A 26,616-nucleotide genomic window follows, 5' to 3' on the forward strand; every position below is an offset into this window, starting at 1 on the left:
ATGAAGTGGGGCAATCAGGCCGTGAGAGCGGCAATGGCAGCGTCGATATCGGCAGGGCCGTTTACAGAAACACCATTGATATTCTTGTCGATGCGGCGCGCAAGGCCGGTCAGCACCTTGCCGGCACCGAGTTCATAGAGCGTGGTGACGCCATTTGCGGCGAACCATTCCACCGTTTCGCGCCAGCGCACCTGTCCGGTGACCTGCTCGACGAGAAGTGCGGCGATCTCCTCAGCGTCAGTGACGGGAGCGGCGCGGACATTAGCGATGACGGGCACGACCGGATTGGTCTTCTTCACACCGGCGAGTGCCTCGCGCATGGCGTCTGCGGCAGGCGCCATCAGCTTCGAATGGAAGGGAGCGGAGACCGGCAGCAGGATGGCGCGCTTGGCGCCCTTGTCGGTCGCAAGGCCCGCGGCCTTTTCGACAGCCGACTTCTCGCCTGATATGACGAGCTGACCGCCGCCATTGTCATTGGCGATCTGACAGGAGCCGATGGCTGAAGCTTCCTCGCAGAGGGCCTGAACGTCGGCATGTTGGAGGCCGATGATGGCGGCCATGGCGCCGACGCCGACAGGTACGGCTGCCTGCATAGCATTGCCGCGGATGCGCAGAAGGCGGGCTGTGTCTGATATCGAGAAAGTGCCGGCGGCACAGAGGGCGGAATATTCGCCGAGCGAATGGCCGGCGACGTAGGTGACCTTCGCCTTCAGATCGAGGCCCTTGGCTTCCAGAACACGGATGACGGCCATGGAGACGGCCATCAGCGCCGGCTGGGCATTCGCCGTCAGCGTCAGCTTGTCCTCGGGACCGTTGAACATCACGTCCGAAAGCTTTTCACCGAGCGCTTCATCGACTTCGTCAAACACGGCGCGGGCTTCCGCGAAATTCTCGGCGAGATCTTTGCCCATGCCGACGGCCTGGCTGCCCTGGCCGGGAAAAGTGAAAGCAATGGTCATATTCTGTCCCTCGATAGTGCCCATCGGGCCATTTCGCCTCCAATTGACATTCTTTCTTTCAGAGTCAAGTGGCGGCCCATTCTCTCCAAAGCCTTTCGCACCAGCGCTAAAGCCCGGTTTTTCCTCTTGCGCTTCATCAAATCCAGCCTAAGTTTGCGCAGCTCTTTCCAAGCCTTTCCTTTTCAAGCCCACCCCCAAGGTTCCCAATGAAATACAATAAATTAGGCCGCACAGATATTTCCGTTTCCGAGATTTGCCTTGGCACCATGACCTGGGGCACACAGAACAGCGAAGCGGAAGCCCATGAGCAGATGGACTACGCCGTCCAGGAGGGCGTCAATTTCTTCGATACTGCCGAGCTTTATCCGACCACGCCGGTTTCGGCCGAAACGCAGGGCCGGACGGAAGACTATATCGGCAGCTGGTTCGAGAAGACCGGCAAGCGGAAGGATATCGTGCTTGCCACCAAGGTTGCAGGAACTGGCCGCTCCTATTTGCGCGGCGGCGAAGGCGCCGATGCCAAGAACATTCGTATGGCGCTTGAGGCCAGTCTGAAGCGGCTGAAGACCGACTATGTCGATCTCTACCAGATCCACTGGCCGAACCGCGGCCATTTCCATTTCCGCCAGAGCTGGCACTACGATCCTTTTAAGCAGGACCGCGCCAAAGCCGTCGCCAACATGACCGATATCCTGGAAACGGTGGGCGGATTGGTGAAGGAAGGCAAGATCCGCGCCTTCGGCCTCTCCAACGAGACGACCTGGGGCACGCAGAAATATGTGACGCTGTCCGAGCAACTGAACCTGCCGCGCGTCGCCAGCGTCCAGAACGAATACAATCTCCTCTATCGTCACTTCGATCTCGACATGGCGGAACTATCCCATCACGAAGACGTCGGGTTGCTCGCCTATTCGCCACTCGCTGCGGGTATTCTCAGCGGCAAGTACATCAACGGTGCGAAGCCCGAGGGCACACGCGCCTCGATCAACGGCGACCTCGGCGGCCGCCTGCAGCCGCTTCAAGAAGCACCGACTAAGGCCTATCTGGAGATTGCCGCCCGCCACGGCCTCGACCCGGCCCAGATGGCGCTCGCCTTCTGCCTGACCCGCCGCTTCATGACTTCTGTTATTATTGGCGCAACCTCGATGGCGCAGCTGAGAACGGATATCGGATCGACGAACGTGGCGCTCAGCAGTGATGTGCTTGACGAAATCGAGAAGGTGCACCGGCAGTATCCGATGCCGCTTTAAAGGCGTCATCACGTGAGCGCTCCGCGTCTTGACGCTTCTGGCTCGCAAGCGCATGACCGGCTTTTCTGCCATATGCGCTTGCCTTTCGCTCAAAAGTCCGTATAAGCGCGCCTGTTCGTTAACCCGGTCTTCTGGCTGGTGGCTGAACGGAGGGCCGGTTTGCATTTTGCAAATCGTTCGGAACGGAAGCGTTCCAGCCTCCCGTGTCTCCGCTCTCGACCGTCTCGGAAACGCTTTTCTTGCCAGGCGCCTGTCGCCTCTCAGGAGCAGTCGTTGAGGCTTAGCCGCCGAATGCCGGGTTCTGATCAAACGCAAGAAAGGCAAAGCTGTCATGGCTCTTTATGAACATGTATTCCTTGCCCGACAGGATATCACGTCGCAGCAGGTCGATGCCCTCGTAGAACAGTACAAGGGCGTGATCGAAGCAAACGGCGGTAAAGTCGGGCGTATCGAAAACTGGGGCCTCAAGTCCCTCACCTATCGCATCAAGAAGAACCGCAAGGCTCATTACGCCCTGATGGACATTGATGCACCAGCAGCTGCGATCCAGGAAATGGAACGCCAGATGCGCATCAGCGAAGACGTTCTTCGCTACATGACCATCGCTGTCGAAAAGCACGAAGACGGCCCGTCTGCCATGATGCAGAAGCGCGACCGCGACGATCGCGGCCCGCGTGAAGGCGGCGACCGTGGCCCGCGCCGCGAATTCGGCGATCGTCCGCCGCGCCGTGACGGCGACTTCCAGCGTGGCCCGCGCCCTGACCGCGCTCCCCGCGAAGACCGTGTATAAGGAGATCTAAGAATGTCTGAATCTTCCTCCGCTCCGGTCCGTCGTCCGTTCCATCGTCGTCGCAAGACCTGCCCGTTCTCCGGTGCAAACGCTCCGCGCATCGACTACAAAGACGTCCGTCTCCTGCAGCGCTACATTTCCGAGCGCGGCAAGATCGTTCCGTCCCGCATCACCGCCGTTTCCCAGAAGAAGCAGCGCGAACTCGCCCAGGCGATCAAGCGCGCCCGCTTCCTCGGCCTGCTGCCGTACGTCGTAGCTTAATTTGATATCGGAGCCCCGGATCCTCGGATCCGGGGCTTCCTCCCTTCCGCGATGGGCGCGGATCGGAACCTTAAAACCCATGTTGAGGCATCTCCCGAAGTGATTCAGGGAAATCCTCTAACTGCTTAAATGAAGCAGGACAGCGAATTGACACGACCGGACCCAAAAACGCTTGCGATCGGCGCACTCGCCGGATTGACCGCCGCCTTGCTGGTGCTTGGAGCGAGCATGCAGCCGTCGTTCAGCGCCGTGCTTTATGCCGCTTCCGCGCTTCCCATCCTGCTCGTCGGCCTCGGCTGGGGCAATGCAGCCGCGATCTCGGCCGTCGTCACCGCCGCCGCACTCGGCGCGATCGTCATCTCCCCATCCTTCGCGCTCGTCATGACGCTGGTAACGCTGCTGCCCGCCGGCTGGCTGAGCCATCTCGCCAATCTCGCGCGCCCGGCCTCGGAGCTCGGCGGCCCCGACAATCTGCTCGCCTGGTATCCGCTCTCGGATATCCTGCTGCATCTGTGCGGTCTCGTCACCTTCGCCGTCATCGTGACCGGCATCATGATCGGCTACGGGCCTGAGATCACCGACCAGATGGTCGATGTACTGATGAGCTCGCTGCAGGAGCAGCAGCCGTCATTCGTTCCGGACCCGGCCGCGACCGCGCAGACCAAGTCGCTCGTCGTGCTGATGCTGCCGGCGCTGCAGGGCGGCATCTGGGTGGTGATGCTGTTTGCCGCCTATTATATCGCGACGCGCATCGTTACCGCTTCCGGAAAGGGCCTGCGGCCGCGCGAGGACATTCCCTCCTCGCTGCGCATGAACCGGAATTCGATCTTCATCTTCCTCGCCGGCCTCGCCGCCACCTTCATGGGCGGCATTCCGGCGATGATCGGCGCCACTGTCGTCGGAGCCTTCGGCGCCGGCTTCCTGATGTCCGGCTTCGCCGCGCTGCATTTCCGTACCCGCGGCAAGGACTGGCGCTTGCCGGCCCTGATCCTCTGCTACCTGGCATCCACCATGATGCTGCCAGCTCTTTTCATCCTCGTGCTCGGTCTGGCCGATACCCGCAAGGCGATCGCCCTGACCCCGACCAAGGATGCTGATGCCCCCAAACAACCCGATAGCGAAATCTGAGAACAAGAAAGGAAAATACCATGGACGTCATTCTTCTCGAACGCATCTCGAAGCTCGGCCAGATGGGCGAAACCGTGAAGGTTCGCGACGGCTTTGCACGCAACTACCTCCTGCCGCTCGGCAAGGCACTGCGCGCCAACGCTGCCAACAAGGCCCGTTTCGAATCCGAGCGTGCAACGCTTGAAGCCCGTAACCTGGAGCGCAAGTCCGAAGCCCAGAAGGTTGCCGACGTTCTCGACGGCAAGTCCTTCATCGTCGTACGCTCGGCCGGCGAAACCGGCCAGCTCTACGGCTCTGTCGCTGCCCGTGACGTCATCGACGTTCTTGCTGCCGAAGGCTTCAACGTTGGTCGCAACCAGGTTCACCTCAACACGCCGATCAAGGCGATCGGCCTGCACAAGGTCGAGCTGCAGCTCCATGCTGAAGTTGAAATCAACGTCGAGCTGAACGTTGCCCGTTCGGCCGAAGAAGCCGAACGTCAGTCCAAGGGCGAAGAGCTCACTTCTGTCGACGCCATCTACGGCGTTGACGAAGATGCCCTGCGTCCGGAAGACTTCTTCGATCCGGAAGCCGACGGCGTTGACGAAGACGAAGCATAATTTCTGTATTCATGCAGAACGAAAGCCCGGCTCTCGCCGGGCTTTTTTGTTCTTGTGAGATTTGAGAAGAAAGTCGGCTTTTCTGCTGCGCCTTTTAATCAAGGACGCTAAAATAACCGGATGCTGGAATGACGAAGTGAGTCGTCGCGGGTGGCGTGTCCCGCAAGTGACAGTCAGAATATTTTCTCCTCAGCGGATCCGCCGACTGTGGAGAAGTCGAACAACGTGCAAAGCGCAGCCGATTTGACGACCGCTTGAAAGCTATTGCCGCGCGACACTTGATTTTATGCGGCCCGCCCTGCAAATCCGAGTTTTGGAAAAGACAGTACGGATGACGATGAACGAAGCTGCACGAAAGATTGCCGCCGTTGCTCCCGCAGAGCAGCACTATCGCGAAGCACCGAACAACATCGAGGCCGAACAGGCGCTGCTCGGCGCCATCCTGATGAACAACGACGCCTATTACCGGGTATCCGATTTCCTCAAGCCCATACATCTTTACGAACCGCTGCACCGGAAGATCTACGAGGTCGCCGGCGACATCATCCGCATGGGCAAGATCGCCAACCCGGTCACGGTCAAGACCTTCCTGCCGGCCGACGAGAAGGTCGGCGACATTACCGTCTCACAGTATCTCGCAAGCCTTGTTACCGGCGCGGTGACGATCATCAACGCGGAAGATTATGGCCGGGCGATCTACGATCTGGCGATCCGCCGCGCGCTGATCACCATCGGCGAGGATGTCGTCAACATCGCCTATGACGCGCCGCTCGACATGCCGCCGCAGGCACAGATCGAAGACACCGAACGCCGCCTGTTCGAGCTTGCCGAAAACGGCCGCTACGATGGCGGCTTCCAGGCCTTCAACGATGCAGTGGCACTCGCCATCGACATGGCGGCAGTCGCCAAGGAACGCGACGGCGGCCTCTCCGGCATTTCCACAGGCATTCATTCACTCGATTCCAAGATGGGTGGCCTGCAGCGTTCGGACTTGATCGTGCTCGCCGGTCGTCCCGGCATGGGCAAGACCTCGCTTGCCACCAATATCGCCTACAACATCGCTGCCGCCTATGAGGGTGAAGTGCAGTCCGATGGCGGCATGAAGGCGAAGAACGGCGGCGTTGTCGGCTTCTACTCGCTCGAAATGTCGTCCGAACAGCTCGCCACGCGTATCATCTCCGAGCAGACGGAAGTCTCCTCCTCGAAGATCCGCCGCGGCGACATCAACGATGCCGATTTCGAAAAGCTCGTCGCCTGCTCGATGATGATGCAGAAAGTGCCGCTCTTCATCGACCAGACAGGTGGTATCTCGATCGCCCAGCTTGCCGCGCGCGCCCGCCGCCTCAAGCGCCAGCGCGGTCTCGACGTGCTTGTCGTCGACTACGTGCAGCTGATGACCGGCTCCGGCAAATCCAACGAGAACCGTGTACAGGAAATCACCCAGATCACCACCGGCCTCAAGGCGCTCGGCAAGGAACTGAACGTACCGATCATCGCGCTGTCCCAGCTCTCCCGTGCCGTTGAAAGCCGCGAAGACAAGCGCCCGCAGCTTTCCGACCTTCGCGAATCCGGCTCGATCGAGCAGGACGCCGACGTCGTGCTCTTCGTGTTCCGCGAGGAATATTACGTGAAGAACATGGAACCGCGCGATATCCACGATCCGAAATATCCGGAATGGGAAGCGTTGTTCGACAAGGTGAAGGGCACGGCAGACGTCATCATCGCCAAGCAGCGTCACGGACCGACGGGTACGGTCAAGCTCGCCTTCCAGGCGGAATTCACCCGCTTTGCCGATCTCGCCGATCCATCCTTCACGCAGTATGAGGAACATTGACGCGGGTTTCCGCGTCAATTTCTTCTAGAGCCCTGCTGCTCGCAGCAAAGCCACTGCTGCAACGCCGACAACAACGCTGGCCAGCATCGGCAAGCGGGTGGCGGCGATTGCGGTCACCACACATGCCAGCGTTTCCGCCCAGCCGGTTGCAAAAGCGGTCGGGGCAATGACAGCCATCAGCACGGCCGGCGGAATGGCTTCGATTGCCGTTCTCCTGTTCTCGTCAATCTCCACGTAGCGGATCAGCACGAGGCCGCTGATACGGGTGAAGATCGTTGCGGCGGCCATCGCGAAAATGGCGAGCAGTGTCGTGACATCGAGCGTCATGCCGCCTGCTCCCTCGCCCTGCCTCTCCAGAGAGCCATTGCCAGCCCGGCCAACGCGCCGGCTGCGATATACCAGACACCCGGCACGAACTGGTGGACCGCGACAGCTGCAATTCCGCTTGCGACGAGCACAGCGCCGGTTTCCGATCCCTTCCAGAAGCCCGTGACCAGCACGATGAAAACGGCCGGAAACGCGAAGTCGAGACCGATGACCGCGGGATCGCCGAGAAAGGCGCCGAGCAGCGCACCTGTCAGCGACGAGCCGACCCAGGTGAGATAGAAAGGCGTGACGATGCCGGCGTACCATGCGGGCGTGAGCCGTGCCGTGCCGGCGCGGAATTCCGCCATGGCCCAGAGTTCATCGGCGAGGAAGAGCATGGCGATATAACGTTTGATGCTGGAGAAGGACTGCATCTTCGTGCCGATCGAGGCGCTCATCAGCACGTGACGGATGTTGACGAGCAAGGCCGCAAAACCGACGCCGATCCAGCTTGCCGGATGTGTCCAGATATCCATCGCCACGAATTGCGATCCGCCGGCAAAGACGAGCGCGCTCATCAGCGTCGTTTCCAGGGCCGAGAGGCCCTTGGTGGCCGAGACTGCGCCGAAGACGAGGCCGATCGGCAGGACCGCGACGATCAGCGGAAAAATGGCGCGGGTTCCGGCAAGAAATTCGCCGGCTGGCCGGCTTCGCTGCAACATTGGCAATCTCCACATCAAGATGGCGGAGAGGTAGCCGAGCCATGGCAGCCTGTATTGAACGAAAGTGATCAGCCGACGCGGAACTGACCGGGCGTGACGCCGGTGCGCGATTTGAAGTGGCGGGTGAAGTGCGCCTGGTCGGCAAAGCCGCATTCAACGGCGACATCGGCCGGCATGCGGCCTTCCCTGAGCAAGCGCCGGGCCACAAGCACACGCCGGTCGGTGAGGAAGGCATGCGGTGTGATGTGATATTCCCTGCGGAAGGCGCGGATCAGATGGGCGCGGCTTAGTCCCGCTACCTTGGCCAGTTCCTCCAATCCTAGATCGCTGTCGAAATTCTCGATGAGGTAGTCGCGGGCACGAGCCACAGCGCCGCGCTCCTTTGTATCGACCGGCAGGACGACCGTGCTGCCATAACGCGCGAAGATCGCAGCCAGCACCGAGAACATGCTTTCATCGGATTCCAGCGCGCCGGCGCCACTTTCAAGCGTGCTGTGCGCGGTGTGGAAGGCTTTCGCAAGCTGCGGATCGCGCGGCAGAGCCCCAGCAAAGGATGGCGTTGCGTTGAAGGCTTTGCCGGTGACATCCTCCAGAATATCGATGAAGAGCTTCGTATCCGGATAGATCATCCGGTAGCGATACCCCTCGCCGCCAGGAGTGCCATCGTGCACCACTCCGGGATCGATCAGATAGAGGTCGCCCGGACCGGTCTCCTCCCGTCTTCCGCGCAGCGTGGCGATCTGGCTGCCGCTTTCGATCGCGCCAATGCTGAATGTGTCATGCGCATGCGGGGCATATTCATGCGTCAGGAAGCTGGCGCTCAGGCATTCCATGTCGCGAAAGCGGCTATCCCGCCAGAAGCGGGCCGATTCCACCTTGGCGAGCGGCATGGCGTCTGCCGCCTCTTTCTGCGAAACGTTCTGCATCCGGTCAGATTAGCGCGCCGCCAACCGTCCGTCTTGAACAAAAGTGATCGTATGTGGGAAAGGCTGGTATGTCGCCCGCTGTGCTTTCTCTTTGCCACAATGCTCTCTAGAGTATTTGCAGCGATTTTCCTTTCCCTTTCAGCGCGGCGATTCATGACAGATTTTTCCATTCCCTTCGAAGACGACGACCTTTTCGCTTCCGCCGGCCTGCGGCTGACCGTCGATCTGACGGCGCTGACCGACAATTGGCGGGATATGGCGCGCCGCTCCGGAAAGGCGCGAACGGCCGCCGTCGTCAAGGCGGATGCCTATGGGATGGGGATCGAAGATGCCGGAGAGGCGCTCTACCTTGCCGGCGCGCGGGATTTCTTCGTTGCTACCGTCGATGAAGGTGTCACGCTGCGCATGTTTGCGCCGGAGGCGCGCATCTTCGTGCTTGCCGGCATCTGGCCCGGCACCGAGCGGCGCTTCTTCGAAAACGATCTGGTGCCGATCATCTCTTCGGAAGAGCAGCTTGCCTTCTGGATGGCGGTGCTTGCCGACTATGGCGACTACCCTTGTGCGCTCCACGTCGACACCGGCTTCAACCGGCTTGGCCTGACGATGGACGAGGCGATTGCGCTTGCCAACGACGTTTCGCGACCGGCAAGCTTTGCGCCGGTGCTCGTCATGAGCCATCTGGCCTGCGGCGACGACCATTCTTCCGCCATGAACAAGCAACAGCTTGAATCATTCCGCACGGTTAGCGCCGCCTATGAAGGTATCGATTCAAGCCTCGTGGCCTCCGGCGGCATTTTCCTCGGCGACGATTATCACTTCGATCTCACCCGGCCGGGCATCGCGCTCTATGGGGGGCAGGCCGTCAACGGCATGGCAAACCCGATGCGACCGGTTGCGACCGCCGAGGCGCGCATTATCCAGATCCGCGCGGCCAAGGCCGGCGAATCCGTCAGCTATGGTCAGGCGCTGCAGCTGACACGCGACAGCCGGCTGGCGATCGTTTCGGCCGGTTATGCCGATGGCTATATGCGTAGCCAGTCGAGCGGCGGCGTGCCGCTGCGCCAGGCGGTGCCCCAGGGCGGACAGGGCTTCGTTGCCGGTCACAAGGTGCCGATTGCCGGCCGCATCACCATGGATCAGACAATCTTTGACGTGACCGAACTGCCGGAGGGCGCAGTGCGCGCCGGCGACTATATCGAGCTGTTCGGCAAGAACATCCTCGTAGACGACGCGGCACGGGCCGCAGGCACGATCGGCTACGAGATATTGACCAGCATCGGCCTGCGCCACGAGCGCAAATACGAGATGGAAGAAGAAGGATAGGACTCAGCGTGTCGTGAGCGCGAGGCGGACGCCAAGCGCCACGAGCAGCGCACCGAGGCCGCGATCGAGCCACAGGCCGATCTTCCCATTGTTCTTGAAAAGACCGGCAAGTCGGCCGCCGGCGAGGATCAGCGGCGGTTCGATGAAGACGGCGACGACGATGATGAGTCCTCCATGGACGGAGAGCTGCAGCCATGCCGGGCCGGCACCCTCGACGACGAATTGCGGCAGGAAGGCGAGGAAGAAAATCGCCACCTTCGGATTGAGCAACGAGACCAGCACGCCCTGCCGATAGATGCGCCGCCAGCCGTGCGTCTCGCTGGCCGCACGCATGAAGCCGCCCTCACCCTTCGAGCGCAGCGCCTGTATGCCGAGCCAGACGAGATAGATCGCGCCCACCCATTTGACGGTAGAGAAGGCGATTGCCGAGGCAGCAAGGATCGCCGACAGGCCGAAGGCGGCGAGAAGCACATGGATGCAAGCACCGGTCCAGATGCCGAAGACGGCCGAGAAGCCGGCCCGAGTGCCGCTCTTCATCGTATGGCCGAGGATGAAGGCCATGTCAGGACCGGGCGAGATGTTCAAAAGAACCGCCGCGGTGAAGAAACCGACCCAGTGAGCGAGCGAATAATCGAGCATGAGGCATCCTTTTAACAGGTGCCGATGCTGCCAGCCCGGCCGCTGATAGGAAAATCATTAGTTTTGATCGGTGCTGGAAGCCATTATCTAGGGCAAAACTCCGATTCGGGCGCTTGCTGCGTCCCTTTATCCGAAAGCAGTCATTGATGGCCAAGGCCAGAACACAATTCATCTGCCAGAGCTGCGGCGCGGTACACAACCGTTGGGCCGGCAAATGCGAAAATTGCGGCGAATGGAACACCATCGTCGAGGAAGACCCGATGGGCGGCATCGGTGGCGGCCCTGCCAAGACGCCGAAGAAAGGCCGGCCTGTGGCATTGACGGCCCTCTCAGGCGAGATCGAGGAAGCGCCGCGCATCCAGACAGGTATTTCCGAACTCGACCGGGTGACCGGCGGCGGCTTCGTGCGTGGTTCGGCCGTACTCGTCGGCGGCGATCCCGGTATCGGCAAGTCAACGCTGCTGATGCAGGGGGCGGCGGCGCTTGCACGGCGCGGCCACAAGATCATCTACGTCTCGGGCGAAGAGGCGGTGGCGCAGGTGCGGCTGCGCGCCCAGCGACTAAGCGCCGCCGATACGGATGTTATGTTGGCGGCCGAAACCAATGTCGAGGATATTCTGGCGACGCTGGCAGAGGGCAAGCGCGCCGATCTCGTCATCATCGACTCCATTCAGACGCTCTGGAGCGAACTGGCCGAATCCGCGCCGGGGACGGTGACGCAGGTACGCACCGGCGTGCAGGCGATGATCCGCTTTGCCAAGCAGACTGGTGCCGCCATGGTGCTCGTCGGCCATGTGACCAAGGACGGGCAGATCGCCGGTCCACGTGTCGTCGAGCATATGGTGGATGCCGTCCTCTATTTCGAAGGCGACCGCGGCCACCACTATCGCATCCTGCGCACGGTGAAGAACCGCTTCGGGCCGACCGACGAGATCGGCGTCTTCGAAATGTCGGACAAGGGCCTGCGCGAAGTCGCCAACCCATCCGAACTCTTCCTCGGCGAGCGCAATTCGAAATCGCCGGGAGCGGCGGTGTTTGCCGGCATGGAGGGCACGCGGCCCGTGCTCGTAGAGGTGCAGGCGCTCGTCGCCCCAACTTCGCTCGGCACGCCGCGGCGCGCGGTCGTCGGCTGGGACTCCGCCCGGCTGTCGATGATCCTTGCGGTTCTGGAGGCGCATTGCGGCGTCCGGCTCGGCCAGCACGACGTCTATCTCAACATTGCCGGCGGCTTTCGCATCTCGGAACCGGCGGCGGATCTTGCCGTCGCATCGGCCCTTGTTTCGTCGCTTGCCGGTATTGCCCTTCCGGCCGATTGCGTCTATTTCGGCGAAGTCAGCCTGTCGGGCGCCGTCCGGCCTGTTGCGCAAACCGCTCAGCGCCTTAAAGAAGCCGAAAAGCTGGGGTTTTCGGCGGCTCTGCTACCGTCCGGTTCCGTCGATCTGCCGAAGGGCAGCGGCCGCTGGAGCGAGATCGAGAGCCTGCCGGATCTGGTCGCGCGCATTGCGGGGTCGAAAGGGGCATTGCAGCGTGTGGAAGAAGACGTTTGATCCTTCATCACCGATAACGGGAATGCTATAGGATCAGCCAAACAAGGCGCGACGCGGCCCGCAAGGCGGCAGTCTGGAGTGGAATTTACATGCCCATTACGATTTTCGACGGTATTGTCATCGGCGTCGTGCTCTTCTCCGCCGTATTGGCAATGGTCCGCGGCTTTTCGCGTGAAATCCTCTCGATCGCGAGCTGGGGCGGCTCGGCAGCTGCCGCTTATTACCTCTACCCCTATCTCGTGCCTTATGCGAAGCGATACACGGATGACGACCGCATCGCGATCGTCGGCTCGGCCGCCGTCGTCTTCCTCATCGCGCTGATCGTCATTTCCTTCATCACGATGAAGGTCGCCGATTTCATCATCGACAGCCGCATCGGTGCGCTCGACCGTACTTTGGGCTTCCTCTTCGGTGCTGCGCGCGGCATACTTCTGCTTGTCGTCGCCGTTGCCTTCTGGAACTGGCTGGTCGATACCGATCACCGCCCGGGCTGGGTCAATAACGCGAAATCGAAGCCGTTCCTGGATTCTCTCGTCGTTCGCCTGCAGGCGGTCTTGCCGGATGAATTCGCGCAGATGATCCAGAAGAGCATCACCGAGAAGCTTGGTGGCGCGCGCACGACGGAAGAAAATGCGCCGGCCAACGATCAGGCTCCGGCGGAAGACGCAGCACCCGCGCCTAACAATGGCGCACAGCAGCCATCGAATTGACGCAGTGTTCACTAGCTTGACCCGCGGCCTGGCAATTGCCATTTGAGCGGGACGTAAGGCCAAAGGTCCGGCCGGGCATTCCGCTCTGCCGGGCCTCAGCCGTTTCAGAGCCGGCAAGCTGGTTCTGAAAGCAATTGCCGTTCAGCATGATGTTATCGGAAAGCAGCGTTTTTTCCGCTATCATGCACCTGGAAATGCCGATCCATTCTTGTGAGAGCAGAGGCCCGCAGAAATGAACCAGTCCCATTCCTTCCCGATTGACGATCCGCTCGACGGAGATACGCTGCATGAAGAATGCGGCGTTTTCGGAATTCTGGGACATGACGATGCTGCGGCGCTGACGGCGCTCGGTCTCCATGCCCTGCAGCATCGAGGGCAGGAAGCGGCCGGTATCGTCTCCTTCGACGGCAAGCGCTTCCACCAAGAGCGCCATATGGGCCTCGTCGGCGACCATTATACCAATCCGATGACACTCGCCCGCCTGCCCGGCAGCATATCTATGGGACACACACGCTATTCGACAACTGGCGAAGTGGCGATGCGCAATGTCCAGCCGCTCTTCGCCGAACTGGAAGAAGGCGGCATCGCCATTGCCCATAACGGCAACTTCACCAACGGCCTGACGCTACGCCGCCAGATCATTGCAACCGGCGCGATCTGTCAGTCGACGTCAGATACCGAAGTCGTCCTTCACCTCATCGCCCGCTCGCGCCACGCTTCCACATCCGACCGCTTCATCGACGCCATCCGCCAGATGGAAGGCGGCTATTCGATGCTCGCAATGACGCGCACGAAGCTGATTGCCGCGCGCGATCCCACGGGCATCCGCCCGCTCGTGATGGGCGAACTCGACGGCAAGCCGATCTTCTGCTCGGAAACCTGCGCACTCGACATTATCGGCGCCAAGTTCATCCGCGACGTGGAAAACGGCGAGGTCGTCATCTGCGAAATCCAGCCTGACGGCTCGATCAGCATCGACGCCCGCAAGCCCAGCAAGCCGCAGCCGGAGCGCCTCTGCCTGTTCGAATATGTCTATTTCGCCAGACCGGACTCGGTCGTCGGCGGCCGCAACGTCTATACGACGCGCAAGAACATGGGCATGAACCTCGCCAAGGAATCGCCCATCGATGCCGACGTGATCGTGCCGGTGCCTGACGGTGGCACGCCGGCTGCTCTCGGCTATGCCCAGCAGAGCGGCATTCCCTTCGAATACGGCATCATCCGCAACCATTATGTCGGCCGCACCTTCATCGAGCCGACCCAGCAGATCCGCGCCTTCGGCGTGAAGCTCAAGCATTCCGCCAACCGGGCGATGATCGAAGGCAAGCGCGTGGTGCTGGTCGACGATTCCATCGTGCGCGGCACGACCTCGCTGAAGATCGTGCAGATGATCCGTGAGGCCGGCGCCAAGGAAGTGCATATCCGCGTCGCCAGCCCAATGATCTTCTTCCCGGATTTCTACGGCATCGATACGCCTGATGCCGACAAGCTCTTGGCAAACCAGTATGCCGATGTCGACGCCATGGCCAAATATATCGGCGCAGATTCGCTCGCCTTCCTGTCGATCGACGGGCTCTATCGCGCCGTCGGCGGCGAAGACCGCAACAATGCACGCCCGCAGTTCACCGACCACTACTTCACTGGTGACTATCCGACCCGATTGCTCGACAAGAACGGCGAGTCGATGGGCAGCAAGATTTCCATGCTTGCCAGCAACGGCTGAGCCGCTTCCACTTTGACTTTCCTATCTGGGGCGCTTATTGCGCCCCTTACCTTTTCAAGCACATCCGGAACCGGGACAGATGAACATCAATCTTGAAGGCAGGATCGCGCTGGTCACGGGCGCATCGCGTGGCATCGGTTATTTCACGGCACTCGAACTCGCCAAGGCCGGCGCGCATGTGATCGCTTGCGCCCGCACCGTCGGCGGCCTGGAAGAGCTTGACGATGCCATCAAGGCTGTGGGCGGCTCTGCGACCCTCGTCCCCTTCGATCTCGCCGACATGGAAGCGATCGATCGTCTCGGCGGCTCGATCTTCGAGCGCTGGGGCAAGCTCGACATCCTCGTCGCCAATGCCGGCGTGCTCGGCGTCATCTCGCCGATCGGCCATATCGAAGCCAAGGTCTTCGAGAAGGTGATGAACATCAATGTAAACGCCACCTGGCGTCTCATCCGCTCGGTCGATCCGCTGCTGACGCGCTCGGATGCCGGCCGAGCCGTCATCATGTCCTCGGGTGCCGCCCACAAGTGCCGCCCTTTCTGGAGCGCTTATTCCGCCTCCAAGGCCGCAGTCGAAGCGCTGGCGCGCACCTGGGCCGGCGAGACGCAGACAACGCCACTGCGCATCACCAGCGTCGATCCGGGCGCCACGCGGACCGCCATGCGCGCGCAGGCCGTGCCGGGCGAGGATCCCGCGACGCTGCCGCATCCTTCCGAGGTGGCGAAGGCAATCCTTCCCTTGCTCGGCCCCGGGGTGACCGAGACCGGCAAGCTGTTCATCGTGCGCGAAAACAAGCTGGTAGATTACCAGCTGCCGGGATGATCCGGTGATCGAGAGGGAGATTTGGAGCAACGAGGATTTTGATGTGATGGGCTGGCACGATTGCCGCCTCTATTCGATCTCGCTTCCAAATGAGAACTTCGAGTTCAAAATCGATATCGACTACATCTTCAAATGGCAAAGACGAGGCGATCTCTTCGCCGGTTTTTGGGTGTCGGAATGCGACCTAACCTTTCACAATGTTTCCGACTTGAAGATTGCAATCGAGCCCGAGAATACTATTCCAACAATCATATCGGACGTCACGCGCAAAAACATGCGCCCGACTCCGAGCGGCGAACTATTCGTCTGGGATTACGAGATCGAATTGGACAAGGGTGCGATCTGCTTTTCGGCAACCAGCTTCACTCAAAAATTGCGTTCTCAACCGATCTTCTCCGAGACGCAGGATCTCAACAATCGATAGCGGCCTCACCGTGACGCGGGGTCGAATTCGCTGATTCAGATCGCTTTATTCTCCTTGACCAAACTTCGATCCCACGCCATAAAACGCGTCATGAAAACGGTTATCTGCATTAACTGCCGGAAGATTATTCGCTAGCCCAAAGCTGGCCTGGCCGTTTTCGTCTCCCAAATGTCCAAGATGAGAAACGCCCCGGCCCGCCGGTGGCGATGTTTTTTTTGCTTATGCATCTTGGGAGAGTGGAATGGGCGGCACGCCGGAACTGAAGCTGTACAATACGCTGACGCGGGAGAAATCGGTCTTCAAGCCGATCGATGCCGAAAACGTCCGCATGTATGTGTGCGGCCCGACAGTCTACGATTACGCCCATATCGGCAATGCGCGGCCGGTCATCGTCTTCGACGTGCTGTTCCGCCTGCTGCGCCATCTCTATGGCGAGAGCCATGTCACCTATGTCCGCAACATCACCGACGTCGATGACAAGATCAACGCCCGGGCGCTGCGGGATTATCCGGGTCTGCCGCTGAATGTGGCGATCCGGGCGGTGACGGAGAAGACCGAGACGCAGTTTCTTGACGATGCCTTGGCACTCGGCTCGCTCGAGCCGACGGTGCAGCCGCGTGCCACCGATAATATCGCAGAGATGATCGAGATCATCGAACGGCTGATCGCGAAGGGCCATGCCTACCAGGCATCAGGCGAGGTACTGTTCGACACGAAGTCGATGGCCGAATACGGCCAGCTTTCGAAGCGCAATCTCGATGAGCAGCAGGCCGGCGCCCGCGTTGCCGTCGATGCGCACAAGAAGACCCCCGGCGACTTCGTGCTCTGGAAGCTGTCGGACGACAACGAGCCCGGCTGGGAAAGCCCGTGGGGCCGCGGTCGTCCTGGCTGGCACATCGAGTGCTCGGCCATGAGCGGGCGTTATCTCGGCGATGTCTTCGATATTCATGGCGGCGGGCTGGACCTGATTTTCCCGCATCACGAGAACGAGATTGCCCAGTCACGGTGCGCCCACGGTACTGACGTGATGGCGAATGTCTGGATGCATAACGGCTTCCTGCAGGTCGAAGGCCGCAAGATGTCGAAATCCGAAGGCAATTTCGTAACCATCTATGAGCTGTTGCACACGGAGACATTCGCCGGTCGCCAGTGGCCGGGCGAAGTGCTGCGTCTTGCAATGCTGATGACGCATTATCGCGAGCCGATCGACTTCTCCGTCAAGCGGTTGGAGGAAGCCGAGCGGTTGCTTGCCAAATGGCCGGCTGCCGAACCCGGCGATGCCAAGCCAGATGCGACGGTGCTGAATGCGCTGGCCGACGATCTCAATACGGTCGCAGCCGTCCAGGCGCTGCATGCGCTAGCACAATCCGGCAACGCCGCCGTCTTCGCCGCCAGCGCGGCGCTGCTCGGCGTGCTGCCGAAGAAGACCGAGATCGACGAAGCTGTCGCCACGGAAATCGATGCGCGGGTCAAGGCGCGGCTGGAACTCTTGAAGGCGAAGAATTTCGCCGAAGCCGACCAAATCCGCGATACGCTTGCCGCCGAAGGCATCCAGCTCAAGGATGGCAAGGACCCGGCAACAGGCGAGCGGGTGACGACGTGGGAGGTGAAGAAATGAACACCTATACCGGCGGCTGCCAGTGCGGGGCGATCCGCTTCCGTGCCACAGGCGTCCCACAGGATTCGTCGATCTGTCATTGCCGCATGTGCCAGAAGGCATTCGGTGCCTACTATGCGCCGCTGGTTTCCATGCGCGGGATGGAGTTCGAGTGGACCAGAGGGCAGCGCAAGACCTTTCGGTCTTCGAATTTCGTCAGCCGCGGCTTCTGCGGCGATTGCGGCACGCCCTTGACCTACGAGGCGCCGGACGGCATGGCGGTTGCGACGGGCGCGTTCGACGACCCATCGCTGCTGCCGCCGACCATTCAGTGGGGCGTGGAAGGCAAGATCGGCTTCGTCGATCATCTGCACGAACTACCCGGAGAGCGGACCGAGGAGGATCTCGCGGCCGGTTCCTTCCTCCACGAGATCGTTTCATACCAGCATCCGGACCATGATACCCCGGTCTGGCCGCCGGAGGATCACGCTTGATGGAAACGGCGGAGCAGACCGGCGGATGCCAGTGCGGCGCGGTTCGTTATCGGGCGCGCGGCGAACTCGGCTATCCGCATATCTGCCACTGCCGCATGTGCCAGAAAGCCGCCGGCAACTATTTCCTGCCGCTTGCAGGCGTGATGCGTAAGGATTTCGAGCTGACGCGCGGGGAGCCAAAATGGTTTTCCTCCTCGGGTCTCGTGCGGCGCGGCTTCTGCGGCGAATGCGGCACGCCGCTCTTCTACGATATTCCCGATGCCGACTCCGTCAACATCACGCTCGGCTCACTTGACGATCCGCAGGCCGTAAAGCCGGTCATGCAATCCAATCTCGACAGCAAAATGGTCTGGTTCCATGCGCTTGACGGCTTGCCGATCGAGCCCGAACCGGAAACAACCGATCGCGAGGACCGGATCGCGGCGAGCAATCGCCAGCATCCCGACCACGATACATCCCACTGGCCACCCGGAGCAGATCCATGACCGAGACGATAAGAACAGGCGGCTGCCAGTGCGGTGCCGTGCGCTTCCGCATTTCAGGTAAGCTCGGACGCCCGTCCATCTGCCATTGCCGCATGTGCCAGAAGCAGTTCGGCGGCTTTTTTTCGGCGCTGGTGACGGCGCCTGAGGAAGGCATGGAGTGGAGCCGCGGCGAGCCCGCCTATTTCCAGTCCTCGATCAATATCGAGCGCGGCTTCTGCCAGGATTGCGGTACGCCGATGACCTACCGTCATCCGGGCGGCCTGGAGCTTGCAATCGGCACGTTCGACGACCGGAGCGATCTGGCTCCGCAGGTCCAGGTCAACTACGATGCCCGCCTGCCCTGGGTCGAGACGATCTTCGACGCACCTGTCCACAAGGACCCGGATTTTTACGCCCGGCAGGAGGCGATCATCTCCTTCCAGCATCCCGACCATGACACACCCATCTGGCCCGCAAAAGGCGTGAAGATATGACCGAAGTGCTGCGCACGCTCTATCCGGAAATCGAACCCTATGCGTCGGGCCATCTCGATGTCGGCGATGGCCATGTAATCTATTGGGAACGCTGTGGCACACCGGGCGCCAAGCCGGCGGTCTTCCTACATGGCGGCCCGGGCGGCGGCATTTCGCCGGCGCATCGCCGGGTCTTCGACCCCAAGCTTTATGACGTCCTACTGTTCGACCAGCGCGGCTGCGGCAAGTCGACCCCGCATGCGAGCCTGGAGGCTAACACGACCTGGCATCTCGTTGCCGATATCGAGCGGCTGCGCGAGATGGCCGGCGTCGACAAATGGCAGGTCTTCGGCGGCTCCTGGGGCTCCACGCTGGCGCTCGCCTATGCCGAGAAGCATCCGGAACATGTTTCCGAAATCATCGTGCGCGGTATCTATACGCTGACGCGGGCCGAACTCGACTGGTACTACCAGTTCGGCGTCTCCGAAATGTTCCCGGACAAGTGGGAGCACTTCGTAGCACCCATCCCGCCGGAAGAGCGCCACGAGATGATGCTTGCCTATAACCGCCGGCTCACCGGTTCGGACAGGGCTGTCGCGCTGAAAGCGGCGCAGGCCTGGAGCATCTGGGAAGGCGAGACGATCACGCTGCTGCCCGAGAAGTCGACCAGCGGCAAGTTCGAGGAAGCCGAGTTCGCCTATGCCTTCGCGCGTATCGAGAACCACTTCTTCGTCCATGCCGGCTGGATGGACGAGGGCCAGCTGCTGCGCGATGCCCACAAGCTCAAGGATATTCCGGGTGTCATCGTGCATGGGCGCTACGACATGCCCTGCCCGGCCAAATATGCCTGGAAGCTGCATAAGGCATGGCCGAAGGCCGATTTCCACCTGATCGAGGGTGCAGGTCATGCCTTCTCGGAACCCGGGATTCTCGACCAGCTCATCCGGGCGACGGATAAGTTTGCAGGGAAACTATAAGAGCCGCAGGCGGCGACAGGAAACACCACCATGACACGCGAAAGAATCTACCTCTTCGATACGACGCTCCGGGACGGGCAGCAGACGCCCGGCATCGACTTTTCCGTCGAGGACAAGATTGCGATTGCGAGCATGCTGGACGAGTTCGGGCTGGACTATGTCGAGGGCGGCTATCCGGGTGCGAACCCGACCGATACCGCCTTCTTTGCTGAGAAACGCACGAACCAGGCCTCCTTCGTCGCCTTCGGCATGACGAAGCGGCCGGGTGTTTCCGCCTCCAACGATCCGGGCATTGCCGGCCTGCTGCAGGCGCGCAGCGACGCGATCTGTTTCGTCGCCAAGAGCTGGGATTATCATGTGCAGGTCGCACTCGGCTGCACCAACGAGGAAAACCTCGAATGCATCGCCGAAAGCGTCAAGGCTGCCGTTGCCGCCGGCAAGGAGGCGATGGTCGATTGCGAGCATTTCTTCGACGGCTACAAGGCCAATCCGGAATATGCGCTTGCCTGCGCCAAGACCGCCTATGAGAACGGCGCGCGCTGGGTGGTGCTCTGCGACACAAATGGCGGCGCGCAGCCGCCGGAAGTACGCGCCATCGTCGAAGCAGCGATCGCCGCAGGCGTGCCGGGCCACTGTCTCGGTATCCATGCACATAACGATACCGGCCAGGCAGTCGCCAATTCTCTGGTCGCCGTCGAGGCCGGCGTGCGCCAGATCCAGGGCACGCTCAACGGTGTCGGCGAGCGCTGCGGCAACGCCAATCTGGTGACGCTGATCCCGACGCTGGCGCTGAAAAGCACCTATAATACGCGTTTCGAAACGGCGATCGACGCGGAGCGGCTGACCAACCTCACCCGTCTGTCGCATGCTTTCGACGAACTGCTGAACCGCTCGCCGGATCATCAGATGCCCTATGTCGGCGCGTCTGCCTTCGCCACCAAGGCTGGCATCCACGCCTCCGCCCTGCTGAAGGACCCGCGCACCTACGAGCACGTGCCGCCGGAAAGTGTCGGCAACTTCCGCAAGGTCATGGTCTCGGATCAGGGCGGCAAGGCAAACTTCATCAATGCGTTGAGGCGGCGCGGCATCGATGTCGCCAAGGACGATCCGAAGCTCGACCTCCTGATCTCCATCGTCAAGGAACGCGAAGCATCCGGCTATGCCTACGAGGGTGCGGATGCGAGCTTCGAACTTCTGGCGCGGCGCACCATGGGCACCATTCCGAACTTCTTCACGATCGACGGTTTCCGGGTGATGATCGAACGGCGTTTCGATTCCCACGGCCGCATCAAGATCGTCTCCGAAGCCGTGGTGAAGATCGCCATCGACGGCCAGACGCTGATGTCCGTCGCGGAGGCGGAAGGCCCGGTCAACGCGCTCGATCTCGCGTTGCGCAAGGATTTCGGCAAGTATCAGCATGAGATCGACGATCTCGTGCTCGCCGACTTCAAGGTGCGTATCCTCAATGGCGGCACCGAGGCCATCACCCGCGTTCTCATCGAATCCACCGATTCCAGCGGCGTGCGCTGGTGGACGGTCGGCGTGTCCGAGAACATCATTGACGCCTCGTTCCAGGCGCTGATGGATTCGGTCATCTACAAGCTGATGAAGAACCGGCAACTTGCCGGCAAGATCGCCGCCGAGTGAATGCTAAAGCACTTCCAGCAAAAGTATGCAGCGGTTTTGCGTCCGGAATTGCGTGGAAACAAAGAGATATAGAGCATTTCCGTCATTCGAAGAAAAAGCGGAAATGCTCTATAGGAGGCCCCAGTCCTCCTCCGAATACCATTCGTCCTCTTGCTTCGGCACCTTCCAGCGCAGCCGCGTGACCTTCTCCATGCCACCCTGCCGGAAAGTGGACTCCAGCGCCCTGTAGGTTTCGATCGTACCGGTCGCGCCATGGCCCCAGACGAAGAAGGTGGGGCTGAGATGGCGGGCGCGATAGTCCTCCGGCGTGCGCCGGATCAGGAAGAAGCCGCCGCGGGCGCTGCGCGGCCGCAGATTGTCATTGCCGTCACGCGCGGGCGCGCAGAGCGGAAAGATCAGCCTGCCGCCAACAGCAAGATTGTCGATCCAGGCTTCGGCTGGCCTGTGAGCCGCGAAATTGACGTAGATCGCGTCGGACGGCGATTGCGGCCATTCCAGACCATTGCCGCAGTTGACCTCGACATTGCCGTAGGGGGCGAGATTGGCACTAGCGCGGGCGGCGAGTTCCCGGTCATATTCGATCGCCACGACATGGCCGCCGCTTTCAACCAGATGGGACAGCATGGCGGTATAGTAGCCACCGCCGGCGCCGATATGGCAGGCCGTATCGCCGGGTTGCGGCGCCAGCCAGTGAAGGCCGAGCGCATGCAGCGAGGGACTGCCGTTGTTGACCTGCCGCCCCTCCTGCAGCGCAATCAGAACATCCTGATAAAGGACGACGGGATCGGTGGACGGCATGTCCTGATAACCGGTCCCGTTCGCCATGCGCCACGGCGACGGTTCGAGGAAATCCTCCCGCGGAACTGTGGCAAAGGTCTGTCGCAGCCGCTCGTCGCCCACGATACCCATCTTCGCCAGCATCTGGGCGGCATAGGCCTTTCGGCAGATCACCAGTTCCGTTTCACCCATATCCAGCCTCCCCAGCCCTGCCTGAGCCATGACCGTCTATTCACCGAAATGAATTGGCTTATTCACGCCGCTTAAGCTAATCCGGATCAGAAACAGAACAAAGATGGAAACACCGGATGTCTGCCGATGCAAGCGCCCCCCTCATCAAGAACGAAGACAGTCCACGCGGCTTTGCCTTTGCGCTGACGGCCTATCTTCTGTGGGGCTTCCTGCCGATCTACATGAAGGCAGTGGCGCATATCTCGCCGGCCGAAGTTATCGCCCACCGCATTCTGTGGTCGCTGCCGCTCGCCGGCATCGTGCTCCTGGTGCTGGGGCGCACGCAGGATATTGCGGTTGCTCTGCGCTCTCCCCGCATGCTCGCCATGGCAATGATGACCGCGGCGCTGATCACCGTAAACTGGGGCACCTATGTCTGGGCGATCGGCGCCGGCCATTCGCTCGATGCGGCCATGGGCTATTTCATCAATCCGCTCTTCAGCATCTTTCTCGGTGCAGTGCTCCTGAAGGAAAAGCTGCAGCCGATGCAGATCGCGGCGATCTGCCTTGCCGGCCTTGCGGTCGTGGTACTCGCCTTCGACAGCGGCGGCATTCCCTGGGTGGCGCTGACGCTCGCCATCAGTTGGGGCTTCTATGCGCTGTTTCGCAAGACGCTGCCGCTTGGCCCCAACCAGGGCTTCTTCCTGGAAGTGCTGATTCTCAGCCTGCCGGCGCTGCTTTACATCCTCTACCTGGAATTCGTCAGCGGCGAAGGGCACTTATACCGCACGGGCCTTTCCGATACCGCCCTGCTGCTCGGCTGCGGACTGATTACTGCCGTGCCCTTGATGATCTACGCCAACGGCGCCAAGCTGCTCAAGCTGTCGACCATCGGCATCATGCAGTATATCGCGCCGACGATGATCTTCCTCATCGCCGTCTTCATCTTCCACGAAGAGATGAACACGGCGCGCATGATCGCCTTCCCGCTGATCTGGGCGGGTCTCTTCTTCTACAGCTGGTCGATGCTGAAGACGGCGCGCGGGCGCTGAGCGCAGCCTTTTTCACGCAATTCCGGACGCAAACCGTAGCACAGCTTTGCTGGAATTGCTTGAGAACCTACATCTTCGAGATGACCTCGTCCTCGCCGTCACGATCGGCGGCAAGCTCTGCCGCCTGCGCCATGATGGCCGGGATGATGCCCGAGATCTCGTCGACGACGAGCGGCTGGACACGGTGGGCGGTGTGCAGGAAACCTTCGCCCGTCATGTGGCGCAAGAGCTCCATCATCGGATCCCAGAAACCATTGATGTTGGCGAAGACCATCGGCTTTTCATGACGGCCGAGCTGTGCCCAGGTCATGATCTCGACGATCTCCTCCAGTGTGCCGATGCCTCCGGGCAGCGCGACGAAAGCATCAGAGCGCTCGAACATCGTGTGTTTGCGCGCATGCATGTCAGGGGTTACAATAAGCTCGTTGAGTTGGCCCAGGGAATGGCGAGTCGCCTCCATGTCGATCAGGAACTCGGGAATGATGCCCGTCACCTGACCACCGTTGGATAGGGTCCCGCTGGCCACAGCACCCATGATGCCTTTCGTGCCACCGCCGTAGATGAGGCGAAGGCCATATTCCGCGATCTCCTTTCCGAGTGCGCGGCCGGCAGCCATATGGGAAGGATCGCGTCCCGGCCGAGAGCCGCAGTAAACGCAGATGGATCGAATCGATACAGATTGTTCGGTCATAGGGGAAAAACAACTATTCCATTTCAATGCAGTCAAGAAAATTGACTGAAAAGCGGCGTGCAGCGCTTGCGTAATTGCTTTGAATGCTTGTGAAAAGCAACGGGAATCGCTAGCAATTTCTGAATACTACGGCAATTTGCCGCCTTGGGAGACGTAATGATGAAAAACCGTGCCGGCTTGCTGGCCCTCGCAGTGCTTATAATTGCAATCATACTGATGGTGTTTTTCGTCATGCCTCGTCTCGGTTCCGATGTGGCGAAGGTTGGTGATGCCATCAACCAGGCCGGCACTGAGGTCCACAACACGGTTAACGAAACGTCCAAGACCTCCCGCTCCGCCGTTGTGGATGCAGCACCCGTCGTCCAGAAGATCGGCAGCCTCACCGCCGATGCCGGCAAATCTCTCTCGGGACTTAAGGCGCTGTTCGTCGATGGCAAGGTGCCAGCCGCCGATGCGCTTGCAGGCGTCAAAACTACAGCCGTGAACGCGCTGACCGCGATCGTCGATTTCGCCGCTCCCGAAGGTCTCGACACCACAACCGCAGGCCTCGTCTCCAAGGCCAAGGACGGTGCGGGCAAGGCGCGCGACATTATCCAGAATCTCCCTGAAAATGCCGCCGATGCGCTGGCTGCACTCGCACGGGCCGAAATCGCATTGGCCGGTGCGTCGGAGCCAGCCGGCCAGCCGGCTGCTGCCAATGGCCAGACGCCTCCCGCTGCCGATACCGCTTCCAGCACCGGCCCGAAGGTGCCTGCTTTCGACGTTCTGCGCGTCGAGCCCGATGGTTCGACCGTCATTGCCGGCTCGGCCGAGCCGCATGGCAAGCTGGAAGTGCTTGACGGCGACAAGGTGGTCGTGACGACCGATGTCGATGGAACCGGCGATTTTGCCGTCGTTCTCGACAATCCGCTTCCCGCCGGCGACCATCAGCTCGTGCTGAAAGTGACGGGCAAGGACGGCAAGACCACGCTCTCGGAAGAAGTTGCGACCGTTTCCGTGCCAAAGGACGGCAGCGGCAGCGAATTGCTCGCCATGGTCTCCAAGCCCGGCACCGCAAGCCGCATCATCACGGCGCCGAAGGCTGAGGTCGCCAGCGCCCAGCCGCCTTCCGCCAATGATGCATCCGCAGCGTCTGCCGGCAACGGCGCCCCTGCTCCCGATGGCGCGGCAAAGGATCAGGTCGCCATGCAGACCCCGGATATGCCTGCCGGCGCCGGCGACAATGCCAAGACGGCACCGGCGGTTCCCGGCACCCAGCTGGGTGGCGCCAGCACGGCTGACGTGATGGTCAGCGCGGTTGAGATCGAGGGCAACAAGATCTTCATCGCCGGCACGACGCACGCCAACGCCAAGGTCATTGGCTATGCCGATGATGCGCTGATCGGCCAGGATACCGCAGGGCCGGACGGTCACTTCGTCATTGATGGGGTGAAGGATCTTTCGGTCGGCGACCACAAGATCCGCGTCGATGTCGTCGATGCCGCCGGCAAGGTGCTGGTGCGCGCCACCGTCAATTTCAATCGCCCGGCGGGCGATCAGGTCACGGTTGCCGCCCAGTCCGGCAGCAATGCCAATCAAGCCGCACTCCCACTCGACGAAGGCCAGCTCGGCAAGCTCAAGGGCGACGCGGCGAAGGCGTTCGGCCTGCTGAAGGGCCTGTTTGCAGACGGCAAGGTGCCGGGTGTCGAACAGCTAGCGGCTGCCCGCTCGGCCACGGAATTCTCTCTGCGCTCGCTCGTCGACTTCCGTCCGGGCATCGATGCGACCGACGCCTTCAAGCAGGCATCGGCTTCCGCATCGCAGATCGCCGGCAACGCGCTCAGGATATTGCAGGGCCTGCCGAAGGACGCCAAGTCCGTCGGCAGTGCGCTCGACAATCTCGGCGCGATCATTGCCGAGCTGACGGTTCCCCGGGCGAACGAGGTGTCCGATGCCAGCCAGCCGAAGACGATCGAGCAGGCGCCGCTGACGGCAAACAACAACGCCGTCATCATCCGCCGTGGCGATACGTTGTGGCAGATCTCGCGCCGCACCTATGGCCTCGGTGTGCGCTATACGACGATCTACATCGCCAACGAGGACAAGATCATCAATCCGGACCATATCCGTCCGGGCCAGGTCTTCGGCCTGCCGAAGGATGCGCTGCCGAATGCCGAGGAGCTGCACCGCAAGCGGCTCTCCGGCGGCCACCTCTAAAACTTCGAAACGGCGGCCCATCGGCCGCCGTTTTCGTTAGAGCCGACGCGCAACTATCGCCCATAAAATCCGCATCAATGTTGTATTCGGCCAGCCAGTGGCATATCTCGCGGGAA

At 61.1% G+C, this 26,616-nt stretch carries 27 protein-coding genes; 20 read left to right on the forward strand and 7 right to left on the reverse strand.

Features of this window, described 5'->3' with window-relative positions; genetic code table 11:
* Nucleotides 1-14: 14 nt before the first annotated feature.
* Nucleotides 15-959: an ACP S-malonyltransferase gene (gene fabD, locus AC1DNW_RS02610; protein ID WP_113311653.1), complete on the reverse strand. Its 945-nt coding sequence runs from the start codon at nucleotides 957-959 to the stop codon at nucleotides 15-17.
* Between the two features lie 206 nt (nucleotides 960-1,165).
* Between fabD and AC1DNW_RS02615 the strand changes: the two genes are divergently transcribed.
* The 6 genes from AC1DNW_RS02615 (at nucleotide 1,166) to AC1DNW_RS02640 (ending at nucleotide 6,821) form a co-directional block, all read left to right on the forward strand.
* The gene (locus AC1DNW_RS02615; RefSeq protein WP_477851822.1) at nucleotides 1,166-2,209 is read left to right on the forward strand and encodes an aldo/keto reductase; all 1,044 of its coding nucleotides are present in this window, start codon (nucleotides 1,166-1,168) and stop codon (nucleotides 2,207-2,209) included.
* A gap of 331 nt (nucleotides 2,210-2,540) precedes the next feature.
* A complete protein-coding gene (gene rpsF, locus AC1DNW_RS02620) occupies nucleotides 2,541-2,999 on the forward strand; it encodes a 30S ribosomal protein S6 (protein ID WP_113295235.1) in 459 nt (152 codons plus the stop codon).
* 12 nt (nucleotides 3,000-3,011) lie between these two features.
* Nucleotides 3,012-3,260, forward strand: a complete 249-nt coding sequence (gene rpsR, locus AC1DNW_RS02625; RefSeq protein WP_007531286.1) for a 30S ribosomal protein S18 — start codon at nucleotides 3,012-3,014, stop codon at nucleotides 3,258-3,260.
* Between the two features lie 147 nt (nucleotides 3,261-3,407).
* The gene (locus AC1DNW_RS02630) at nucleotides 3,408-4,388 is read left to right on the forward strand and encodes a DUF2232 domain-containing protein (protein ID WP_113509187.1); all 981 of its coding nucleotides are present in this window, start codon (nucleotides 3,408-3,410) and stop codon (nucleotides 4,386-4,388) included.
* A gap of 20 nt (nucleotides 4,389-4,408) precedes the next feature.
* Nucleotides 4,409-4,987 carry a 50S ribosomal protein L9 gene (gene rplI, locus AC1DNW_RS02635; protein ID WP_113311641.1) on the forward strand — a complete coding sequence of 193 codons (579 nt, stop codon included), beginning with the start codon at nucleotides 4,409-4,411 and terminating at the stop codon, nucleotides 4,985-4,987.
* 337 nt (nucleotides 4,988-5,324) lie between these two features.
* Nucleotides 5,325-6,821, forward strand: a complete 1,497-nt coding sequence (locus tag AC1DNW_RS02640; RefSeq protein ID WP_113295337.1) for a replicative DNA helicase — start codon at nucleotides 5,325-5,327, stop codon at nucleotides 6,819-6,821.
* Nucleotides 6,822-6,845: 24 nt separating this feature from the next.
* On the opposite strand, the gene AC1DNW_RS02645 is transcribed toward AC1DNW_RS02640, so the two are convergent.
* From AC1DNW_RS02645 to AC1DNW_RS02655, 3 genes are all read right to left on the reverse strand, one after another.
* A complete protein-coding gene (locus AC1DNW_RS02645) occupies nucleotides 6,846-7,148 on the reverse strand; it encodes an AzlD domain-containing protein (RefSeq protein ID WP_113311642.1) in 303 nt (100 codons plus the stop codon).
* Nucleotides 7,145-7,849, reverse strand: a complete 705-nt coding sequence (locus AC1DNW_RS02650) for an AzlC family ABC transporter permease (protein WP_113311643.1) — start codon at nucleotides 7,847-7,849, stop codon at nucleotides 7,145-7,147. The genes AC1DNW_RS02645 and AC1DNW_RS02650 overlap by 4 nt, the downstream gene beginning before the upstream one ends.
* 68 nt (nucleotides 7,850-7,917) lie before the next feature.
* Nucleotides 7,918-8,739: an AraC family transcriptional regulator gene (locus AC1DNW_RS02655; protein ID WP_113311656.1), complete on the reverse strand. Its 822-nt coding sequence runs from the start codon at nucleotides 8,737-8,739 to the stop codon at nucleotides 7,918-7,920.
* 189 nt (nucleotides 8,740-8,928) lie between these two features.
* Between AC1DNW_RS02655 and alr the strand changes: the two genes are divergently transcribed.
* A complete protein-coding gene (alr, locus tag AC1DNW_RS02660) occupies nucleotides 8,929-10,098 on the forward strand; it encodes an alanine racemase (RefSeq protein WP_477851826.1) in 1,170 nt (389 codons plus the stop codon).
* Nucleotides 10,099-10,101: 3 nt separating this feature from the next.
* Here alr and AC1DNW_RS02665 read toward each other — a convergent pair whose 3' ends face one another.
* Nucleotides 10,102-10,737 (reverse strand): LysE family translocator, encoded by a 636-nt coding sequence (locus AC1DNW_RS02665; protein ID WP_113311644.1) that lies wholly within the window; start codon nucleotides 10,735-10,737, stop codon nucleotides 10,102-10,104.
* Between the two features lie 146 nt (nucleotides 10,738-10,883).
* Between AC1DNW_RS02665 and radA the strand changes: the two genes are divergently transcribed.
* The 11 genes from radA (at nucleotide 10,884) to cimA (ending at nucleotide 21,613) form a co-directional block, all read left to right on the forward strand.
* Nucleotides 10,884-12,284, forward strand: a complete 1,401-nt coding sequence (gene radA, locus AC1DNW_RS02670) for a DNA repair protein RadA (protein WP_113295229.1) — start codon at nucleotides 10,884-10,886, stop codon at nucleotides 12,282-12,284.
* A gap of 89 nt (nucleotides 12,285-12,373) precedes the next feature.
* Complete coding sequence (locus tag AC1DNW_RS02675) at nucleotides 12,374-12,994, forward strand: CvpA family protein (RefSeq protein ID WP_113295228.1); 621 nt, start codon at nucleotides 12,374-12,376, stop codon at nucleotides 12,992-12,994.
* Nucleotides 12,995-13,226: 232 nt separating this feature from the next.
* Nucleotides 13,227-14,717, forward strand: coding sequence for an amidophosphoribosyltransferase (purF, locus tag AC1DNW_RS02680; protein WP_113311645.1), 1,491 nt, complete (start codon nucleotides 13,227-13,229; stop codon nucleotides 14,715-14,717).
* Nucleotides 14,718-14,796: 79 nt separating this feature from the next.
* Nucleotides 14,797-15,537, forward strand: coding sequence for an SDR family NAD(P)-dependent oxidoreductase (locus AC1DNW_RS02685; protein ID WP_113311646.1), 741 nt, complete (start codon nucleotides 14,797-14,799; stop codon nucleotides 15,535-15,537).
* Between the two features lie 4 nt (nucleotides 15,538-15,541).
* A complete protein-coding gene (locus tag AC1DNW_RS02690) occupies nucleotides 15,542-15,961 on the forward strand; it encodes a hypothetical protein (protein ID WP_113311647.1) in 420 nt (139 codons plus the stop codon).
* A gap of 241 nt (nucleotides 15,962-16,202) precedes the next feature.
* Nucleotides 16,203-17,579 carry a cysteine--tRNA ligase gene (gene cysS / locus AC1DNW_RS02695; protein ID WP_113311648.1) on the forward strand — a complete coding sequence of 459 codons (1,377 nt, stop codon included), beginning with the start codon at nucleotides 16,203-16,205 and terminating at the stop codon, nucleotides 17,577-17,579.
* Nucleotides 17,576-18,052 carry a GFA family protein gene (locus AC1DNW_RS02700; RefSeq protein WP_113311649.1) on the forward strand — a complete coding sequence of 159 codons (477 nt, stop codon included), beginning with the start codon at nucleotides 17,576-17,578 and terminating at the stop codon, nucleotides 18,050-18,052. Before cysS ends, AC1DNW_RS02700 begins: the two co-directional genes overlap by 4 nt.
* Nucleotides 18,052-18,537 carry a GFA family protein gene (locus tag AC1DNW_RS02705; protein ID WP_477851829.1) on the forward strand — a complete coding sequence of 162 codons (486 nt, stop codon included), beginning with the start codon at nucleotides 18,052-18,054 and terminating at the stop codon, nucleotides 18,535-18,537. Before AC1DNW_RS02700 ends, AC1DNW_RS02705 begins: the two co-directional genes overlap by 1 nt.
* Nucleotides 18,534-19,010, forward strand: coding sequence for a GFA family protein (locus AC1DNW_RS02710; protein WP_113295221.1), 477 nt, complete (start codon nucleotides 18,534-18,536; stop codon nucleotides 19,008-19,010). The genes AC1DNW_RS02705 and AC1DNW_RS02710 overlap by 4 nt, the downstream gene beginning before the upstream one ends.
* Nucleotides 19,007-19,966 carry a prolyl aminopeptidase gene (pip, locus tag AC1DNW_RS02715; RefSeq protein ID WP_115035401.1) on the forward strand — a complete coding sequence of 320 codons (960 nt, stop codon included), beginning with the start codon at nucleotides 19,007-19,009 and terminating at the stop codon, nucleotides 19,964-19,966. Before AC1DNW_RS02710 ends, pip begins: the two co-directional genes overlap by 4 nt.
* Before the next feature lie 30 nt (nucleotides 19,967-19,996).
* Entirely contained in the window at nucleotides 19,997-21,613 is a 1,617-nt protein-coding gene (gene cimA, locus AC1DNW_RS02720; RefSeq protein WP_113312263.1) for a citramalate synthase, read from the forward strand.
* A gap of 108 nt (nucleotides 21,614-21,721) precedes the next feature.
* On the opposite strand, the gene AC1DNW_RS02725 is transcribed toward cimA, so the two are convergent.
* Nucleotides 21,722-22,582: a protein-L-isoaspartate carboxylmethyltransferase gene (locus AC1DNW_RS02725; protein ID WP_113312262.1), complete on the reverse strand. Its 861-nt coding sequence runs from the start codon at nucleotides 22,580-22,582 to the stop codon at nucleotides 21,722-21,724.
* Nucleotides 22,583-22,698: 116 nt separating this feature from the next.
* Between AC1DNW_RS02725 and rarD the strand changes: the two genes are divergently transcribed.
* On the forward strand, nucleotides 22,699-23,613 hold the full coding sequence (gene rarD, locus AC1DNW_RS02730) for an EamA family transporter RarD (protein WP_477832830.1): 915 nt from the start codon (nucleotides 22,699-22,701) through the stop codon (nucleotides 23,611-23,613).
* Nucleotides 23,614-23,680: 67 nt separating this feature from the next.
* Here rarD and AC1DNW_RS02735 read toward each other — a convergent pair whose 3' ends face one another.
* Nucleotides 23,681-24,304: an LOG family protein gene (locus tag AC1DNW_RS02735; RefSeq protein ID WP_113295216.1), complete on the reverse strand. Its 624-nt coding sequence runs from the start codon at nucleotides 24,302-24,304 to the stop codon at nucleotides 23,681-23,683.
* A gap of 156 nt (nucleotides 24,305-24,460) precedes the next feature.
* On the opposite strand from AC1DNW_RS02735, the gene AC1DNW_RS02740 reads away from it, so the two are divergent.
* Complete coding sequence (locus AC1DNW_RS02740) at nucleotides 24,461-26,500, forward strand: LysM peptidoglycan-binding domain-containing protein (RefSeq protein ID WP_113311442.1); 2,040 nt, start codon at nucleotides 24,461-24,463, stop codon at nucleotides 26,498-26,500.
* Nucleotides 26,501-26,616: the final 116 nt, after the last annotated feature.

It is taken from the genome of Rhizobium sp. 05L429, from assembly GCF_056397645.1.